Annotated in this window: 18 protein-coding genes, 1 tRNA gene and 1 riboswitch; of the genes, 2 read left to right on the plus strand and 17 right to left on the minus strand. The window is 61.9% G+C overall.

From position 1 onward, the window contains the following. Positions 1–49: riboswitch (SAM-SAH riboswitch) on the minus strand. 35 nt (positions 50–84) lie between these two features. From lnt to miaB, 7 genes are all read right to left on the minus strand, one after another. After that, positions 85–1,575 (minus strand): apolipoprotein N-acyltransferase, encoded by a 1,491-nt coding sequence (gene lnt / locus V3C85_RS13520; RefSeq protein WP_331795649.1) that lies wholly within the window; start codon positions 1,573–1,575, stop codon positions 85–87. Next, positions 1,572–2,483: a hemolysin family protein gene (locus V3C85_RS13525; RefSeq protein WP_331795651.1), complete on the minus strand. Its 912-nt coding sequence runs from the start codon at positions 2,481–2,483 to the stop codon at positions 1,572–1,574. Before V3C85_RS13525 ends, lnt begins: the two co-directional genes overlap by 4 nt. Positions 2,484–2,522: 39 nt before the next feature. After that, entirely contained in the window at positions 2,523–3,026 is a 504-nt protein-coding gene (gene ybeY, locus V3C85_RS13530; protein ID WP_331795652.1) for an rRNA maturation RNase YbeY, read from the minus strand. Between the two features lie 59 nt (positions 3,027–3,085). Then, positions 3,086–4,090: a PhoH family protein gene (locus tag V3C85_RS13535; protein ID WP_445942020.1), complete on the minus strand. Its 1,005-nt coding sequence runs from the start codon at positions 4,088–4,090 to the stop codon at positions 3,086–3,088. A 192-nt stretch (positions 4,091–4,282) separates the two neighbouring features. Then, positions 4,283–4,666 (minus strand): hypothetical protein, encoded by a 384-nt coding sequence (locus V3C85_RS13540; RefSeq protein WP_331795654.1) that lies wholly within the window; start codon positions 4,664–4,666, stop codon positions 4,283–4,285. Positions 4,667–4,674: 8 nt separating this feature from the next. Next, a complete protein-coding gene (locus tag V3C85_RS13545; RefSeq protein ID WP_331795655.1) occupies positions 4,675–5,244 on the minus strand; it encodes an OmpA family protein in 570 nt (189 codons plus the stop codon). A gap of 203 nt (positions 5,245–5,447) precedes the next feature. Continuing rightward, a complete protein-coding gene (gene miaB / locus V3C85_RS13550) occupies positions 5,448–6,770 on the minus strand; it encodes a tRNA (N6-isopentenyl adenosine(37)-C2)-methylthiotransferase MiaB (RefSeq protein ID WP_331795656.1) in 1,323 nt (440 codons plus the stop codon). 153 nt (positions 6,771–6,923) lie between these two features. Between miaB and V3C85_RS13555 the strand changes: the two genes are divergently transcribed. Beyond that, the gene (locus V3C85_RS13555; RefSeq protein WP_331795658.1) at positions 6,924–7,793 is read left to right on the plus strand and encodes a glycosyltransferase family 2 protein; all 870 of its coding nucleotides are present in this window, start codon (positions 6,924–6,926) and stop codon (positions 7,791–7,793) included. 135 nt (positions 7,794–7,928) lie between these two features. On the opposite strand, the gene V3C85_RS13560 is transcribed toward V3C85_RS13555, so the two are convergent. From V3C85_RS13560 to cydD, 8 genes are all read right to left on the minus strand, one after another. Then, complete coding sequence (locus tag V3C85_RS13560; RefSeq protein WP_331795660.1) at positions 7,929–8,282, minus strand: DUF5368 domain-containing protein; 354 nt, start codon at positions 8,280–8,282, stop codon at positions 7,929–7,931. An 11-nt stretch (positions 8,283–8,293) separates the two neighbouring features. Continuing rightward, positions 8,294–9,637, minus strand: coding sequence for an NAD(P)/FAD-dependent oxidoreductase (locus V3C85_RS13565; protein WP_331795662.1), 1,344 nt, complete (start codon positions 9,635–9,637; stop codon positions 8,294–8,296). Between the two features lie 198 nt (positions 9,638–9,835). Next, positions 9,836–10,273, minus strand: a complete 438-nt coding sequence (locus V3C85_RS13570) for a hypothetical protein (RefSeq protein ID WP_331795663.1) — start codon at positions 10,271–10,273, stop codon at positions 9,836–9,838. Between the two features lie 88 nt (positions 10,274–10,361). Continuing rightward, entirely contained in the window at positions 10,362–10,502 is a 141-nt protein-coding gene (gene cydX, locus V3C85_RS13575) for a cytochrome bd-I oxidase subunit CydX (RefSeq protein ID WP_331795664.1), read from the minus strand. Positions 10,503–10,515: 13 nt separating this feature from the next. Beyond that, positions 10,516–11,679, minus strand: coding sequence for a cytochrome d ubiquinol oxidase subunit II (gene cydB, locus V3C85_RS13580; protein WP_331795666.1), 1,164 nt, complete (start codon positions 11,677–11,679; stop codon positions 10,516–10,518). A gap of 5 nt (positions 11,680–11,684) precedes the next feature. After that, complete coding sequence (locus V3C85_RS13585) at positions 11,685–13,307, minus strand: cytochrome ubiquinol oxidase subunit I (protein WP_331795668.1); 1,623 nt, start codon at positions 13,305–13,307, stop codon at positions 11,685–11,687. 124 nt (positions 13,308–13,431) lie between these two features. After that, a complete protein-coding gene (locus V3C85_RS13590) occupies positions 13,432–15,075 on the minus strand; it encodes an amino acid ABC transporter ATP-binding/permease protein (protein ID WP_331795670.1) in 1,644 nt (547 codons plus the stop codon). Next, on the minus strand, positions 15,072–16,733 hold the full coding sequence (gene cydD, locus V3C85_RS13595) for a thiol reductant ABC exporter subunit CydD (RefSeq protein WP_331795672.1): 1,662 nt from the start codon (positions 16,731–16,733) through the stop codon (positions 15,072–15,074). Before cydD ends, V3C85_RS13590 begins: the two co-directional genes overlap by 4 nt. Before the next feature lie 186 nt (positions 16,734–16,919). On the opposite strand from cydD, the gene V3C85_RS13600 reads away from it, so the two are divergent. Further along, entirely contained in the window at positions 16,920–17,585 is a 666-nt protein-coding gene (locus V3C85_RS13600) for a class I SAM-dependent methyltransferase (RefSeq protein WP_331795674.1), read from the plus strand. A 12-nt stretch (positions 17,586–17,597) separates the two neighbouring features. Here V3C85_RS13600 and V3C85_RS13605 read toward each other — a convergent pair. After that, a tRNA-Ala gene (locus tag V3C85_RS13605) sits at positions 17,598–17,673 on the minus strand. 80 nt (positions 17,674–17,753) lie between these two features. Continuing rightward, positions 17,754–18,203 (minus strand): thioredoxin TrxC, encoded by a 450-nt coding sequence (trxC, locus tag V3C85_RS13610; protein WP_331795676.1) that lies wholly within the window; start codon positions 18,201–18,203, stop codon positions 17,754–17,756. Positions 18,204–18,230: the final 27 nt, after the last annotated feature.

Consider the following 18,230-nt stretch of genomic DNA (forward strand, 5'->3'; position numbering starts at 1 on the left):
TGCTCCGTTGGTTGATCCCCGCCACGCCAGGAAGCCGTTGTGGCAGTTCTTGCCCGATGCCACTAGACCTTTGCGGGCTGAACTTCAACCCGGCTTGCGCCGCCATGGCCAACGCGACGCAAGGAACAGCCCAAAAAGCAACACCCAGGCCATCAGATCGCCATATCGGGCATAGGCCGTTGCCGGCAAGGCAGGGCCAAGCCCCGCCACATCCAGAGCGCCGGCTTGGGCAAAGGGCAGTTGCTGCACCACACCGCCACGCGCATCAATCACCGCTGTCACCCCGGTATTGCCAACCCGCACCAGCGGCAGGCCCATTTCGATGGCCCGAAGGCGCGACAACTGAAAATGCTGGAACGGGCCGGTAAAGGGGCCAAACCACGCATCGTTGGTGATCTGCAAGATCCAGTCGGGCCGGGCCACGCTGCGGGGGATGGCGGGAAACACCGCCTCGTAGCAGATCAGCGGCAGCACATGGCCCAGATCTGGCCCCAGATCCAGCACCGCAGGCCCCGGCCCAGCCGAATAGCCGTTGCCCACCTGCGCCGCAAAGGCGCCGATGCCAAACCAGTTCCACAGCACATCGCCCAAGGGCATGTATTCCCCAAAGGGCACCAAATGATGCTTGTCGTAGCTGGCGACCACTTGGCCCGCGCCCTGCACCACGCGCAGGCTGTTCCAGCCCTGCTCGCCCTCGACCCGCTGGATGCCGATGGCCACCGGTTTGCCCGATGATGCGGCGGTGATGATGCTGGGCACCTCGGGCGAATATTCGAACAGATAGGGAATTGCGGTTTCGGGCCAGATTGTCAGATCGGCAGGGGTGCCTGCGCGGGTCAGATCAAGTTGGCGTTGAAACAGGATGCGGGCCTGATCGGGGTCCCATTTCAGCGATTGCGCAGCGGCGGGTTGCACAAGCCGCAAGGTAACCGGCCGCATCGGGGTCTCGGGGGCCTGGGCCTGCGTCAGCCCAACAGCCATGGCCCCGGCCACCAGCGCGGCTGCGCCCGCCCCGCCCCAAAGCCGGTTCAGCAGCGGCAGGGCGGCGGCCAGCAGCGTCAGCACGGTCAGGCCGGTTGCGCCGACATACGCGGCCATGTGCTCGACCGGCGTGCCCAGCCACAGATGCCCCACCAACCCCCAGGGAAAGCCCGTAAAGATGTGGCCCCGCAGCAACTCGACCCCGGCCAGCAAGGCCACCAGCCCCAACAGACGCTGCGGGAAACAAGTGGCAACAGCGGCGGCGGCGGCCCAGAACAGGCCCAAGCCAAAGGCCATCAGCGCAAAGGCAAAGGGTGCCATCCAGCCATAGACCCACGGATCAACAAAGAACGGATACACGATCCAGTTCAGATAGGTGCCGAAATATCCGGCCCCGACAAACCATCCCGCCCACCACCCCATCGCGGGCGAGGCTGCGCGCGACATCCGCCACAGGGCCCAGATCAGGCCCGGAAAGGCCAGATACCACGCCAGCAGCGGCGCCTGAGACAGCGCCACGCTGGCCCCGGCAAGGACATGCCACCCGGCCTGTCGCCAGCCCGGGAAAGCCGCAAAGAGGGGTTTCAGCCTCAAGATGCCTTGGTTTCAGCTTCGGTCGCGGCAAAGCCCGGCAGGCGCACACGCAGACGCTTGATCCGGCGCGGATCGGCATCGACGATTTCGAATTCGGCCCCGGTTTCATGCGGCACGATTTCACCCCGTGCGGGCACTCGGCCAATGCGCACAAAGACAAGGCCGCCCAGCGTGTCAATCTCGCTGTCTTCCTCGACATCACGCAGTTTCAGGCCAATGGCGGACTCAAATTCTTCCAGCGGTGCGGTGGATTGGGCCAGGAAGACGCCGGGCTTTTCCTCTTTCCACAGCGCGCCTTCGACTTCGTCGTGTTCGTCCTCGATTTCACCAATCACCGTTTCGATCAGGTCTTCGATGGTCACCAGACCATCAACCCCACCGTATTCGTCGATCACCAAAGCCATATGCACCCGTTCGCGCTGCATCTTTTGCAGCAGCACGCCGATCGGCATCGACGGGGGCGCATAAAGCAGCGGGCGCAGCAACTTGCGCACCGAAAAGCGGCCCGACGCCCCGAACCCGTGCTGCAGTGCCACGTCTTTCAGCAAGATCAGGCCCTGCGGATGGTCCATCGTGCCCTTGTAAACCGGCAGGCGCGAAAAGCCCTGCTCGCGGAACACCTCGACCAGTTCATCGCGACCGATGTCGATGGGCACGGCCACGATTTCAGCCTTGGGAATCGCCACATCATCAACCCGCAGGCGACGCAGCACACCCAAGCCCATCATGCCCCCGGCCGCAGGAACAATGGCTTCTTCCGGCTGCTCGGTGGCGGCGGGGCTGTCTGCCCCTGAAAACGCGCCAAACAATCGTCCTAAAAAGCTTTTCTGAGGAGGCTCGGCGCCTTCGCCCAGTTCATCAAACTGCGCGCCCTGCGCTGCAGTCGATCCGTCGTTACTACTGCCCATCTGTCCTTTTCCGGCCACGTCCCTGTTCAGGGCACCAAGCTAATATGGATTATCCAGACCGAGACTTTCAAGTATGGCGACCTCATGGGCCTCCATCACCTCGGCATCGGCGTCGTCTATATGGTCATACCCAAGCAAATGCAGAAGCCCATGCACGATTAAATGTGTGACATGGGCAGAGAATGGCTTATCCGCCTCGGCCGCCTCGCGCGCGCAGGTTTCATAGGCCAGGGCAACATCGCCCAGTTCTTCGGGATCATCGGCAGTGCCAGCCTCAACCGGCTGCGGTTCCGCGCCCGGCGTGTCGGGCGCGCGATCTTCGGATGGCCAGCTGAGCACATTGGTGGGCTGCGGCTTGCCCCGGAAATCGGCATTCAGCGCCGCAATCCGCGTATCATCACAGGCCAAGACACATAAGGTCAGGCCCTGTTCAGGCAGGTTCAAATGGTGAAAGGTGGCGCGTGCAGCGATTTGGCAAAGGTCGTCCAGACCCATTGCCTCCCAGCGGCTATCTTCGATGATGCAATCGACCAAGGGTTCCATGGCCTGCGCCCTATCTCAACCCTTGGTCAACTGCAATTGCCTTTGCTGCCCGACGGTCCTTAGCCTTGCGTGGTTTCATTGGCCTCATAGGCCTCGATGATCCGCGCAACCAAGGGGTGGCGCACGACATCTTTCGAGGTGAAGTAGTTGAAGGTGACACCCTTGACGCCTTTCAGAATGCGCTCGGCCTCTTGCAGGCCCGAGGGCACGCCGCGCGGCAAGTCGATCTGCGTGCGATCGCCGGTAATGACCATGCGGCTGCCTTCGCCCAGACGGGTCAGAAACATCTTCATCTGCATGGTGGTGGCGTTCTGCGCCTCATCCAGCACGACAAAGGCGTTGGAAAGGGTGCGACCGCGCATGAAGGCCAGCGGGGCAATCTCGATCCGCTTTTCCTCCATCAGCTTTTGCACCTGTTTGGCGGGCAGAAAGTCGTTCAGCGCGTCATAAAGCGGCTGCATATAGGGATCGACTTTTTCCTTCATGTCGCCGGGCAGAAAGCCAAGGCGTTCGCCCGCCTCGACCGCCGGGCGTGACAGGATGATCTTTTCAACGGCACCCGAGATGAACATCGTCACCCCGACCGCCACTGCAAGATAGGTTTTGCCAGTGCCGGCCGGGCCAATGCCAAAGCCAAGCTCATTCTGGAACAGATTGGCGACATAGGCCTTTTGCGCCTCGGTCCGGGGCTCGATCGGCTTTTTGCGGGTGCGCAATTCCATGCCGGGGGTGAACAGTTCGATCTGTTCGGCCTCGGGCGTGGCCGCTGCGCGCATCCGCAACGCCCCATCGACATCGCCCGCCGCAATGTTGCGGCCACTTTCCAGACGGGCATAGAGACTTCGCAAGATTGCTGCCGCTTGCTCCCGCGCGCCCTTATCCCCGATCACTGCAAGGCGATTGCCGCGTCGCAGGATGTGAACACCCATCTGATGTTCAATCTGCGCCAGATTGCGATCATATTCGCCACAAAGCTCGATCAGCAGGCGGTTATCAGGAAATTCGAGGACTGTTTCCACCATATCCTCGGCCTTGGTCGGGGGGGTCAGCGCGCTGATGCCCAAGGAGATCTCCTTCTATCTAGGGCCTGTATGAAGTGTGCGCCCAGCTACAGCATCTGGCAAGCACAGAGTGGCCCTTGGGTGTGAAATATGGCCAAGTCTCGCCAAGTCGAATGACATTTGCGTAAATATCTGCCGAAAATGAAAAGAGGCCGCAGGGTGATGCGGCCTCTTTTACAGTTCGGTGTTGCCGCCTTAGTTACTGCGACGCACCACGGTGCGGATACCTGGGCCAGAAGCCCGATCGCCCACGCCTTCGGTGCCCGTCTGGTAATTGCGGATCACCGTGCCGGGCGGGAATTTATCGTTGCAAATTGGCAGCCCCGACACCGGGTCATAGCGCGGCGTCGAATAGCCTTCGAGACCGTCATCCATGATCCAGTTCTGGCACCCATCCGGGTCATAGGCGATGGCAGCATTGCCATTGCGCAGAACGCCCGTATCACGGCCCTGGTCTTGGCCCGTGGCAATCACGGTATCAGCCCCACGATAGCGCTCTGTGCCCTCAAAGGTTTCGGTCACGCAACCGCTCAGCAACAAGGCTGCGGCGCAAGAGGCTCCGATTTTGATCGTTTTCATCATGATCCTCACCACCGGTAGCAGACGACTTCGACGCGCCGGTTCTTTTGCATACCCGCCGCCGTGCTGTTCGATGCGATCGGCTGGCGTTCGCCATAGCCGATTTCCCGCTCGACATGGGCGCCGACAGACCGCGCCACCGAGGCCACGGCAGCAGCGCGACGGTCAGACAGGCGCATGTTGTATTCATCCGACGCGCGGCTGTCGGTATGGCCATAAATGGCGTAACCAAAGGCCCCGGCGCTTTGGAAAAAGTCGCGCAGGCGGGCCTGACCGCTAGAGGTAAGCCGGGCACTGTCTGTTGCGAACAGCGTGTCGGTGTTTTCGACCAGACAGGTATTCTTCTTCAAACACACCGGTTTGCCAGTCTTTGGGTTGCGGCGCGGAACCATATAGCCTTCGAGGCCGCCGTCTGCCCACCAATGCATGCAGCCGTCGTCGTCGATCCACACGCCCCATTCAATCTTGCCGGATACCTCTGGGGCACCCTGCGCCATGGCGGCCGTCGCACCGGACAGACCGACCGCAAGCGCAGCCCCCCCCAGGACCATCCGCAATGCCTTGGAATACTTATCCACAGCCGCAGCCCCTTCTACTATGACTAGTCAACAAAACTATATCTAGATGTGCCGTCGCCAAAAAGTGAAGTAAAGCGAAATCTGAATAAATTGGGGCATTTATGTGGCAAACGGGGTTGAACCGCCGGCACAATCACGCGCCCTGCGCGACTTGGTTTCCGAATTGGAAACAGTTCGACCACAATCCCTAGAACAAGGGTCGATCAGGAAATTCTGACCGCGGACAAAGAGTTGGTGGCCGAACCCGAGACACGCACCCGCACCAGTTCGCCCACTTTGCCATCGGGATCATCGACGTGAACGGCATGCAGGTGGTCAGATTTGCCAACCATCTGCCCCGGCTGACGACCTGCCTTTTCATACAGCACGCCGACCTCGCGCCCGACCATCGCCAATTGCGCGGCCCGCTGCTGGCTGGTGATCAGGGCCTGCAACTCTTGCAGACGGGCATCGGCAACCTCGGCCTCGACATCGGGCTTTTCTGCTGCCGGTGTGCCTGGACGCGCCGAGTATTTGAAACTGAACGCCGCCCCATAGGTGACGTGACGCACCAGATCCATCGTATCGTGAAAATCGCTGTCCGTTTCACCGGGGAAGCCCACGATAAAATCGGACGACAGCAAGATGTCTGGCCGTGCGGCGCGAATGCGGTCCACCAGGCGGAAATAATCATCGCGTGTGTGTTTGCGGTTCATCGCCTTGAGAATGCGGTCGCTGCCCGATTGCACCGGCAAATGCAGATAGGGCATCAGTTGCGGCACATCCCCATGGGCGGCAATCAGGTCATCGTCCATATCGTTGGGATGGCTGGTGGTATAGCGGATGCGGTCCAGCCCATCGACCTTGGCCAAGGCCCGGATCAAGCGCGCCAAGGTCCAGTCACCGCCGCCCTGATCAGCGGGGCCGTGGCCATGATAGGCATTCACATTCTGGCCCAAAAGGGTGATCTCGCGCACACCCCGGCTGATCAGATCACGCGCCTCGGTCATGATGCGATCGACCGGGCGGCTGACCTCGGCCCCGCGGGTGTAAGGCACCACACAAAAGGCGCAGAATTTGTCGCAGCCTTCCTGCACCGTCAGAAAGGCGGTCGGGCCACGCCGCGCCTTGCGCGCAGGCAGCAGGTCAAACTTGTCTTCCTCGGGGAAATCGGTATCGACCTGCGGCCCGGTGCCGCGGGCCAGTTGCGGCAGGCGGTGATAGGCCTGCGGCCCCACCACAATATCCACCAAAGGCATCCGGCGCTGAATCTCGGCCCCTTCGGCCTGGGCAACACAACCCGCCACGCCGATTTTCAGATCAGGCCGCGCAGCCTTGAGAGGTTTCAGGCGGCCCAGATCGGAATACAGCTTTTCGCTGGCCTTTTCGCGGATATGGCAAGTGTTCAGCAAAACCATATCGGCGTCTTCGGCCACCTCGGTCGTGACATAGCCTTCGGCGCCCATGGCCTCGACCATGCGCTCGCTGTCATAGACATTCATCTGACAGCCGTAGGTCTTGATGAAAAGTTTCTTCGGCTCTGTCATGGTGGCTCCCTCGGGCAGGGCGACTGGGTCATCGACTGGGGTCAGGCTGGGCTTCTACACGACACAGGCGGCAGTCGCAACGCAGGCTGTGTAGGGGCTTGCGTTGCCGCCCGGCATGAGGGACTTTTGCCCAAGCGAAGAAAGCAAACCGATATGCGTTATACCAGTCTGTCCGATTTTCTCAGCAAGGGAAAAGCCGCCTTGGCCAAAGGGCCGGTGGCCGTGGTCTTTGCCGAAGATGACATCGAAATCGACACCACGTTGCGGCATCATCAAAGGGCGGGGTTCCGTGAGGTTCTGCTGTTCGCCCCCGCCCCCATCGTGCTGCCCGACAAGCTGGAAGCGACGGTTCACCGGATTGACCACAACGTCCATGCCGAGGCCGCCCTGATCACCGTGATCAACAGCCTGATCCGCGCCGCGCCGGGGATCTGGCTGTTCTACTGCTATAACGGCGAATACCTGTTCCACCCGTTTTGCGAAGATCGCAACATCCGCGAATTGCTGGCCTTTCACACCGAAGAGAGACGCGAAGCCTTGCTGACCTATGTGATCGACCTTTACGCAGGCGATCTGGACAGCTTTCCCAACGCCGTTTCCCTTGAGGATGCGCATCTGGACAGGTCAGGCTATTACGCCCTTGGGCGGCCCGACCCGGCGAACAAGAACCACCCCAAAGAGCGGCAGCTTGATTTCTTTGGCGGCCTTCGCTGGCGCTTTGAAGAACATGTGCCGTGGGAACGGCGCAAGATCGACCGTATTTGCCTGTTCAAGACCAAACCGGGGCTGGAACTGCGCCCTGATTACACGCTGAACGATGAGGAAATGAACACCTACGCCTGCCCGTGGCACAATAACCTGACCACGGCGCTTGCATCGTTCCGCACGGCCAAGGCCCTGCGCACCAACCCCGGATCGCGCTATGACATCCACGATTTCAAATGGCGCAACACGGTGCCGTTTGAATGGCACAGCCAGCAATTGATGGATTTGGGCCTGATGGAGCCGGGGCAGTGGTTCTAAGGCGGCGCGACGGCCCGTTGCAACACCGCGCGGCCAAACCGAAAACGGCGCCGGTGATGCCCCGGCGCCGTGTTGCCCGTTGTAAGACCTGCTGAACGAACCGCGACTTATGCCCAGCCAAGCAGCCCGCGGCGATCAGTCAACCGTGGTGCGAAAGAACAGCGACTGCACCGTGTAAACCAGAATGGCCGCGCCAACCGCACCCATCACGGCCACGCCCAGAAACACGATCAGATCAACAGGGCCACCCAGATCGCGCAGATGCGAATGTGTCATCTGCTGCACAAAGACCACGGCTGCCACCGCGCCAAAGGGCATCGACAGCTGTGCCAGCAGAAACTTGCGCCACGACACAGACCGATCACGCACCAGAACATAAAGATACGCCACCGTCACCAGCACAGCCGCCGCCACCATGCCCCAGAACAGGCCACGGCCAAAGATTTCTTCAAAGACGGCAATCAGGGTTTCAAACGTCAGGTCTTTCATCGCGCTCTCCCTCAGGCCTTGCCACGCAGCATGGCGTTATAAGTGGCTTTCAGGGCCACCTCTTTCATCAGCCAACTGATCCACAGTTCCTCTAGCGGGGCAATGATGCCGGGGAAGGACGGGACAAGGTTGTTGTTGTAATCAAACTCGACCAGCATGGCGCGGCCCACGCGGGTGATCATCGGGCACGAGGTGTATCCGTTATACGTCTCGGTTCCCTCGTTGCCCTGAATAGCGGCCACAAGATGATCTTCCACCACCGGCACCATCCATTTTACTGACGCCGCGGTTTTGCCCTTGGGCACACCCGCCACATCGCCAAGGGCAAAGATCTCGGGATAGCGCAGGTGGCGCAGGGTTTGCATATCCACCTCGGCCCAGCCTTGATCCGTCCATTTGTCGGCCCATGACAGGCCCGACTGGCGGATCACCTCGGGTGCCCGTTGTGGCGGGATGACATGCAGATAGTCATAGGGCATCTCGACATCGGACCTGGTTTCCAGCTTGGTCGTGGGGTCGATCACCGTCTCGACAAAGGTTGCACGCTTGGCCCCCGGATCGACCGACTTCAGCGTGCGGCCATAATGCGGGGTGATGCCACGCTGCCCGAACAGCATCCGCAGCTTTTCATGCACGATCGGCACCGAGAACAGGGCCTGCTGCGGGGCTGCGTAGTGCATTTCGTATTTGCCCGCAGCGCGACCACGGCTGGCAATATCTTCGATCAGGAAAGTGTGCTTGATCGGCGCACCCGCACATTTCATTTCGGTCGCGGGCCGGGTGAACAGGCCAATCCCGCCGGTTTCGGTAAACTGCTGCGCGGCTGACCAGGTTTTGGCGGCATATTCCGGCCCCGCATACAGCGAGCCGATGCCATTGGTGCCAACCAGATCAAGCGAAAAGCCTTCGATCGCTTGGTGATCCAGCACCAGACCGGGGGCAACAACCAGGAAATCATAGCCAATCGTCTGCCCGCCCGACGTGCCGACGGTCTTGGCAACCGGGTCGATGGCGGCGGCATATTCGGCCACCAGCGTGATGCCCTGCGGCAACCAGTCGGTTGTTTTTGACACCGTGTAAGAGGCCGGTTTCAAGCCCGCCGCCACCAGCGACAGGCCGGGCTGATACAAATGCTCGGCGCGGGCGTCGATGATGGTGATCTGCGCGCCATCCAACCGGTCAACCAGTCGATTGACAAGCGCCGTGCCCGCAGCGCCCGCGCCGATGATGACGATACGCGCCTTGGTGGCCAGTTTCGCCGCACGGGCCGGGCCCCCAAGACTGGCAGCAGCAAGGCCGGCAGCGCCGATCCCCAGAAAGCCGCGCCGTGAAGTGGAAAGACCGGATCTGGTCATGGTGAGTCCTCCTAGGATTTCCTGCATTCCTGCCACAAGATTAGGCCGCGCCATCTGATCTGGATCAAATTGACATTCCAATAATGGAATATCTTCGGGCGATTGCTGCCGCCGCGTTGCGGCAACACGGGCAGGCGCGCAGCAAGGGGCGCCCCGAAAGGCGCCCCATCTGTGTCAAACCACGCGGTCAGACCTGGCTTAGAAACTCATGACCGTCGTGTTCGGCGCCACAATGGCCGCCCCCATCGCATCAGGGGCCGCTGCCGTTACACCGTCCAGCAGAATGCTGGCATCGGCGCCTTTGCCGGGCAGATAAATGGCGCAGACCTGCACTTTCAGCCCGTTCTTTTGCATCATCATCTGCATCAGGCCTTGCGGGCTGGCATCGCGCGGCGGCTGGCCCGCGGTGGCCGAAGCCGGGGCCTCTTTCAGGGCGATGTCGCCGGCGGGGCCGCACAGCAGCACCTCGGCCTCGGCACCCGCAGCCATGGCATTCATGGTCAGAACCATGGCCATCAACTGGGTCTGCGGCTCGGGTGCAGTCAGAATGGTGATCAGCTTGTTTTGCTCTTGCGCAGAAACGGCTGTGCCAAAAGCCAGACCAAGGGCAAGAACAGAGGATGCGAATTTAAGCATGGAAATCTCCAGTTATGTGATTTGGGGGGTGTCGGAAAATCTGGCGGGGCGGCGGATGTTGGGCCGCCCCACCAGCAACGTCACGCGATCATGACCGCGCGGGACGCGACGGTGTGGGGCCGTCACGATTCAAAAGCTTTTCATCCTCTTTCAACTCCAGCCACATGGCGTTCATGACGGCAAAGATGGCTGCAAGCGGAAGGCCAAGGATCCAGGCGAAATACCACATGATTTCAGTCCTTTCAGTAGACAGAATGAGAGTTTTCGGTCACATCGGCCTCGGTCACCTTGCCCCACAGCACCTTATAGACCCATGCGGTATACATCAGGATCAGCGGCATGAAGATCAGCGTGACCACCAGCATGATGAACAACGTCAGATGCGAGGACGAACTGTTCCAGACCGTCAAAGACGATTGCGGATCGCTGGACGAGGGCATGATGAAGGGAAACATCGTCAGGCCCACAGACGAAATCACACCGAGGATCGCCATCTTGGAAAACAGCAGGGTCGAAACCTCGCGCCCGGCCCGCAGGCCCAGAAAGGTCAGCGCGCCGCCCAGAACACCCATGATCGGGGCCACGACGATCCACGGCCGATCTGCATAGGCGGTCAGCCAGGTTGCGGTCTTTTCCACTTCGAAATGCAGCGGGTTTGATGGGCCACCCGTCACATAATCGCCAACAATGCGATAGCCCTCGATACCAACGGCCATCCACAGGCCCGCCAGCACATAGCTGGCAACCGCCACAACCGCCGCGACCGAACCGATCACACGGGCGCGGCTTTGCACCGGGCCTTCGGCCTTGAGCGTCAGCCAGGCCCCGCCATGCATGATCAGCATCGACAGCGACACCACCCCGGCAAGGATCGAAAAAGGATCAAGCAGCCCGATGAACTTGATGTACCAAGCCCCTTCATAGATCGTGTGCAGATCATCGGTGAAATGGAAGGGCACGCCCTGAATCACATTCCCCACCGCCACGCCGAACAACAGGGCCGGAATGGCGCCCGAACCGAACAGCGCCCAATCCCAGGCACTGCGCCAACGTGGGTCGTCACGTTTCGAGCGGTATTTGAACGCCACGGGCCGGACGATAAAGGCCGCCAGAATGACGAACATCGCCAGATAAAAGCCCGAGAAGGACACCGCATAAAGCGGAGGCCAGGCCGCAAAGATCGCGCCCCCGCCCAGAATGAACCAGACTTGGTTGCCTTCCCAAACCGGGCCAACGGTGTTGATGGCGATTCGGCGTTCGGTATCGCTCTTGCCGACAAAGGGGATCAGCGCGCCCACCCCCATGTCAAAGCCATCGGTCAAGGCAAAGCCGATCAGCAAGACGCCCAAAAGGCCCCACCAGATCACGCGCAGCAGTTCATAACTCAGAAGTTCATGCAAAATCATGGGTCTTACTCCGCCGGTTGCAGGTCGGGTTGGGCAATGGCGTCTGCATTGCGCCGACCAACCAACCGGTCACTGTGGCGTTTCATCCAGGCTTCGGTTTCGGGAACATCCTGGAACGGGCCTTTGCGGATGTATTTCAACATCAGGCCCATCTCGATGATGAACAGCACGGTGTAGAACGCGATAAACCCTGCCAAGGTCAGCCCCACTTCGGTGATCGACAGCGCGCTGACCGACATGGCCGTGGGAAGAACACCGTCCACCGTCCAGGGTTGCCGGCCGAACTCGGCCACGAACCACCCCATTTCAGCAGCAATCCACGGCGCGGGGATCATCCAGACCGCCAGATGCAAAGCCGGGCGGGGATAGCGCATCCCCCTGAAGGATGCGCGATAGAAGAAATAGGCCATCGTCGCGATGAAGCCAAAGCCAAGCGCCACCATCAGGCGGAACGCCCAGAACAGCGGCCAGACCGTGGGAACGGTGTCATTCGACGCCGCCACGATCTGCGCCTCGGTCGCGGTGCGCGGATCTTCGACATATTTCTTCAGCAGAAAGGCAAAGCCCAGATCGGCCGAGTGGTCTTCGAACGTCGCCACGATCGCCGGATCTGCGGCGTCGCGGGCTTCGCGAATATGCAGCAGCGCGTCATAGGCGATAATGCCACTGCGGATACGGGTTTCTGCCTGCGCAACCAGATCGTTGATCCCCGGAATTTCGGTGGTCAGCGACCGCGTGCCGATCAGACCCATCGCCCAAGGGATTTCAATCGCGTAATGCGTCTCGCGCGCGTCCTGATCCGGGAACCCGACCAGATTGAACGGCGCCGGCGCGGGGTGGGTTTCCCACATCGCCTCGATTGCGGCCAGTTTCATCTTTTGGCTGTGGGTGGCCGAATAGCCCGACTCGTCGCCCAGCAACACCACCGAGAAGGCCGACGCCAGACCGAAGGCCGCCGCCACGGTGATCGACCGCCGCGCCAGTTCAACATGACGGTCGCGCAGCAGATACCAGGCCGATACGCCAAGCACAAAGACCGAGGCCGTGACATAGCCCGCACTGACGGTATGCACGAATTTGGCCTGGGCAACCTCGTTGAAGAGAACCTCGAAAAAGTCGGTCATCTCCATCCGCATGGTCATCGGGTTGAATTCCGCACCGACCGGGTTCTGCATCCAGCCATTGGCGATCAGGATCCACAGCGCCGAGAAGTTCGACCCAATGGCCACCAGCCACGCCACGGCAAGGTGGGCGACTTTGCTCAGCTTGTCCCAGCCAAAGAAGAACAGGCCGACAAAGGTGGCCTCAAGGAAAAAGGCCATCAGGCCCTCGATCGCAAGGGGCGCACCGAAGATGTCGCCGACGTAATGGCTGTAATAGCTCCAGTTCATGCCGAACTGGAATTCCATCGTGATGCCGGTGGCGACGCCGAGAACAAAGTTGATCCCGAACAGAGTGCCCCAAAACTTTGTCATCTGCCGCCACAAGGGGCGGTTGGTCATAACGTAAACAGTCTCCATGATCGCGACCAGGATCGACAGACCCAAGGTCAGCGGCACGAAGAGGAAGTGATACATCGCAGTCATGGCGAATTGCAGCCGTGACAGCTCGACGATCCCGAATTCCATGGTGTGTGCCTCCAGTTATCGGGGGGCGAATCCCGCCCGACATACATTCGTAAGGCGGAATATATCTTCTGGTATCGGGATGGCGGCCTTGATCCAGATCAATAACTAGCATTTGTGATATGACTTAGTTCAGCGAAATGATCCGGTCGGCCATCGCCGTTTCAATCGCCCGATGCGCCGCGATCAGAATTGCCGCATCAGGCAGCACCTGCCTAAGGCCACGCAAGGCCGCAGCAGCAGTGGTCTCGTCCAACCCTTCGGTTGGCTCATCCAGCACCAGAACTTGCGGATTGCGCAATACGGCGCGGGCCAAGACCAAACGCCGCGCCTCGCCCCCGGAAAGCCCCTCTCCTCGCGGGCCAATACCGAAATCAAGGCCCCCCCTTGCGCGGATCACGCCATCCAGTTGCACAGCAGCCAGCACTTGCCACAGCCGTTCATCACTGGCGGCATTGCCAAGGGTCAGCGCCTGCGCCACGCTGCCCGCCATCAGCGCACTGCGTTGCGGCAGCAGCGTCAGCCTGTCTCGCAAATCAGGCTCGGGCCAAAGGCCAAGGGGCTGGCCTTGCAGCAAGATCTGCCCATCCGCCAGCGGATGCAGCCCCGCCACGGCCAGCAAGACCGTGGATTTCCCCACCCCACTGGCCCCGGTCAGCGCCAAGGTCTGGCCCGGATGCAGATCAAAGCTTAGCCCGCGCACAAGGGCCTGGTCTGTGCCCGCACGGTGCAGCGTCAGGTTCTGCACGGCCAAGGGCACCGCCTGCGCCGCGCAAACCGGGGGCAAGGCCATCGGCGGCGGGGCAGTCACATCGCGCACCACCCGCCGCGCGGCATCCGCCATACGCCCCAGATCTGACGCCGCGCGCCGCAGCGGGGCCAGCACCTCGGCCATGGCCAATGCGGCAAAAAGCCCAAGCGCTGCAAAGGCGGGGGCGATCTGCCCAGACTGCACCCCCAGAATACCCAGCATCAATGTGCCAGCGACGACCAGTGTGGTCAGCAGCCCCAAGGCCAGCGTTGTCTTGCGCTCCGCACGGTCCAACTGCCGCCGCAGCACCAGACGCCGCGCCTCGGCGGCCATCACCGCTGCGGCTTGCGCGGACAAATGACCATAAACCGCCAGATCACGCCGCCCCCGGATCATATCGATCAACCGGGTGCGAAAGGCCTGCGTTGCCAGCTCGGCCCGGCGCGACAGCGGCACGGCCACGGCCCCCATGCGCCAGACCACCACAGCCGCCCCCAGCAGATAGCCACCCACCCCCCACAGCGCGACCGCCGGAGAAACCAGCACCCACAGCACAGGCAAAGCCAGCGCCAGGGTCATCACCCCCGCCATGACTGGCAAAACCAAACGCAAGGGCACACCGTCCAGCGCGTCGATATCCGCCGTTAGCCGGTTCAGCACCTGTGCCCCACGCATGCGGATCATCTGGCCGTAGGGCGCGTGCAACCGCGACGCCAAGACCCTCAACCGCAGGCTTTCCAGCGCGCGCAGCGTGGCATCATGGGTCAAAACCCGCTCTCCATAGCGCGCAGCGGCCCGCCCAAGCGCCAAAAAGCGCACCATCGCCGACGGGCGGAATACATCGAACACCGCCCCTGCCCCCGCCAGCCCCGCCGCAGCCGCAGCCGTGATGAACCAGCCCGACAGGCCCAAAAGCGCGGCCCCCATCACCAGCACCACCACAGTCAGAACAGCGCCGCGCACCAGGGCCCGGCGCTGATCACGCCAGATCAGATGAAAGACGGTCCAAAGCGCCCTCATGCCTTGCCCCCGATCAGGATGATCCGATCCATCCGGGCAGCAAGGGCCCGGTCATGCGTGGCGACAACCAACGTGGCCCCGCGCGCGGCCTCGGCCAGGAGCCCCTTGGTCACCAGATTGGCGGTGATCGCATCCAGATCGGCCGTCGGCTCATCAGCCAGCAGCAGATCTGGCCCCCCAAAGACCGCCCGCGCCAGCGTGATGCGTCGGGCCTCGCCCCCCGACAGACCACCGCCTGTTTCGCCCAGCCGGGTGGCCAGCCCCTGCGGCAGGCCCGCCACCACATCAGACACAGCCGCCACCGACAGCGCATGATCCAGATCGCCTTTGCGCCCCAAGGCCAAATTCTGCCGCAGACTGGACGCCATGAAGTGCGGGGCCTGTGGCATCCACCCCAGCCGTGCCCGCCACGCATCGGCATTTGCCGCTGTCAAAACCTGCCCCGCCACGGTGATCTGCCCCTGCTCGGGCAATTCCAGCCCCGCCATCAACCGCAGGGCCGAGGTCTTGCCCGCCCCGCTTGGCCCCATCAGCGCCACCCGCTCTCCGGGCGCAATCACGATATGCGGCAGCGCCTGCCCGGCGGGCGTCACACAGCCGCGCAACTCGACGCTGGCAGGCCCGGACAACCGCGAAACCTGTGCGCCTGCGCCGGGCAAGGGCCGGGCAGGTTGCGCCAGATGCGCCACCCATTCCGCCTGAACCGCCTCTGCCGCTGCCTTGTCATGCCACGCGGCAGACAGATCGCGCAGGGGCTGAAAAAACTCGGGCGCCAGCAGCAGCACATAGATGCCCGCGCCGGGTGAAATCGCGCCGCCCCAGGCCCCAAAGGTGATCGCGCCCAAAAGCGAAAACCCCACATAAACCGCAACCATGGCCACACCAATGGCGGCAAACAGTTCCAGCACCGTTGACGACAGAAAGGCCACCCGCAGCACCGCCATCGTGCGCGCCCGCAAATCGCCGGCTTGGTCGGCAAAGCTGTCTTGCACCGCTTGGCCTGCCCCCAGCAGCCGGATATCGACCAGCGCCGACAACCGCTCGACCAGAAAATCGTTCAGGCTGCCGATCTCGGTCATCTGGCGGGCACTGGCCTCTTTTGCGGCCAAACCGATCAGCGCCATGAACACCGGGATCAGCGGCCCCGCCACCAGCAAGATCAGCCCAACGGCCCAAGACTGCCAAAACGCCAGGGCAAGAATGATCAGCGGCAGCACCATCACCCGCGCCCGCGCCGGGGCATAGCGGGTGACAAAGGGCACCAGCATATCCAGCTTTTCTGTCGCCAGGGCCGCTTGCGCCCCGGCGCCCGTCTGACCACTGTCAGCCGCAAGCCCCGCCTCTCGCGCCACAAAGGCCGCGCGGGCTGTGGTGATCACCGCCTCGGCAGCAGATTGTGCCGCAGCCTCGGCACGGTCGGCAAGGGCCACCCGCAGCAGCCCAAGGGCCGCAAAGCCAAGACCCGCAGTCAGTACCGAAACCTTGGCCCCCGCCAACAGCCCCGAAATGGCCCAGGCAAGGACCGCCGCCTGGCCCAGCCAGACCACCCCGGCCAGCACCGACAGCACCGCAGCCCGCCGCTGCGCAGCACGGCCCGGGGCAAAAAGCGCCGCCCCAGCGGGGGCAGCCTTAAGGGGCAAGGAAGGGGTATCGCGCACGACTGGCCTTAAACTTGTGTTTTGCCGATGAGTTAAGGTGCATTCAGCCGATGTGATGTGATCTGGATCAAATATCACAAAAGATGCATATGTTATTCTGCAAAAGTCAAAGTCAAAGTCTAAATGCAGCTTTGGCATCCGGCGCGGCCTTGGCCCGCGCTTCCCCTTTGGCCGAAAGGCGTCTTGATGAGTGTTCTATCCCGCCCCGCCCCGCCAGTGGCACAAACCCGCCAGCAGCGGTTCTGGAACCGTTTTGCAGATCGCTATGCCGCCCGGCAGATCAAGGATGTCACCGCCTATGAGGCCCTACTGACAGCCGTCACCGCACGCCTGAAGCCCGGTGATCATGTGCTGGAAATCGGTTGCGGCACTGGTGGCACGGCGATCAGGCTGTCAGGTGGCGTTGCCAGCTATATTGCCACCGACTTCTCTCAGGAAATGATCCGCATTGCCCAATCAAAGCCCGCGCCCGACACGCTGTGCTTTGTGGTGGCCACCGCCGACAGCGCCCTGCACACGGGCCCGTTCGATGCGATCTGCGCCTTTAACGTGCTGCATCTGGTGGATGACCTGCCCACCGTGTTGCAGCACTGCCGTGATCAGCTAAAGCCCGACGGGCTGTTGATCAGCAAGACATGGTGCTTTGCCGACCTGCCGCTCAAGCTGCGGGTGCTCTTTGTCGGGCTGCGGCTGATCGGGCTTTTCCCCGATGCCGCGTCGCTAAGCCAGCAGGGCCTGCAAACAGCCTTGTCCGATGCCGGGTTTGAGATCGTCGAGCACCGTGCTTTTGGCAGCCGCCCCCAAAACCCCTATATCGTGGCCAAGGTCAAACAGCCGGATCAGCGCCACTAAAAGCCGGATGACTGGTGGAGCAGAGGGGGATCGAACCCCTGACCTCGTCATTGCGAACGACGCGCTCTCCCAACTGAGCTACTGCCCCAATCACCGACTTTCTGGCAAAGGCCCTTGCTGTTGTCAAGCGACCGCCGGGCCCGATCAGGGGCACGGCGGCGCCCCAAGTCAGCCTGGCACAGCCCCGGTATTCGACTGCACGAAAGCCACGATATCCGCCGCCGGGCGGGCACCGGCCAGGCGCGCGATTTCGCGCCCCTTGCGATACAGGATCAGCGCCGGGATACCCCGGATGCCTGCCCGCTGCGACACCGTCGGATGGTCTTCGGTATTCAGTTTCGCCAACCGGGCCTTGGCGCCAAGCGTCTGCGCCGCCTTGGCAAATTCGGGGGCCATCATCCGGCAGGGGCCACACCACGGCGCCCAGTAATCCACCAACAACGGCAGATCGTCGCCCCGCGTGGCTTTGTCATGTGTGGCGGCATCCAGCTCGGCCACCTTGCCCGTGATCAGCGGATCGCCGCAACTGCCGCAAATCGGGCGTTCGGTCAGCCGCGCCAAAGGCACACGATTGGCCTGACCACAGGTCATGCAGACAAGTTTTGCTGTATCGGCCATGGCGACTCCTTACATTCGACTTGTCGA

Origin of the sequence: Pseudotabrizicola sp. L79 (genome assembly GCF_036553525.1) — a bacterium.
GTDB lineage: Bacteria > Pseudomonadota > Alphaproteobacteria > Rhodobacterales > Rhodobacteraceae > Pseudotabrizicola.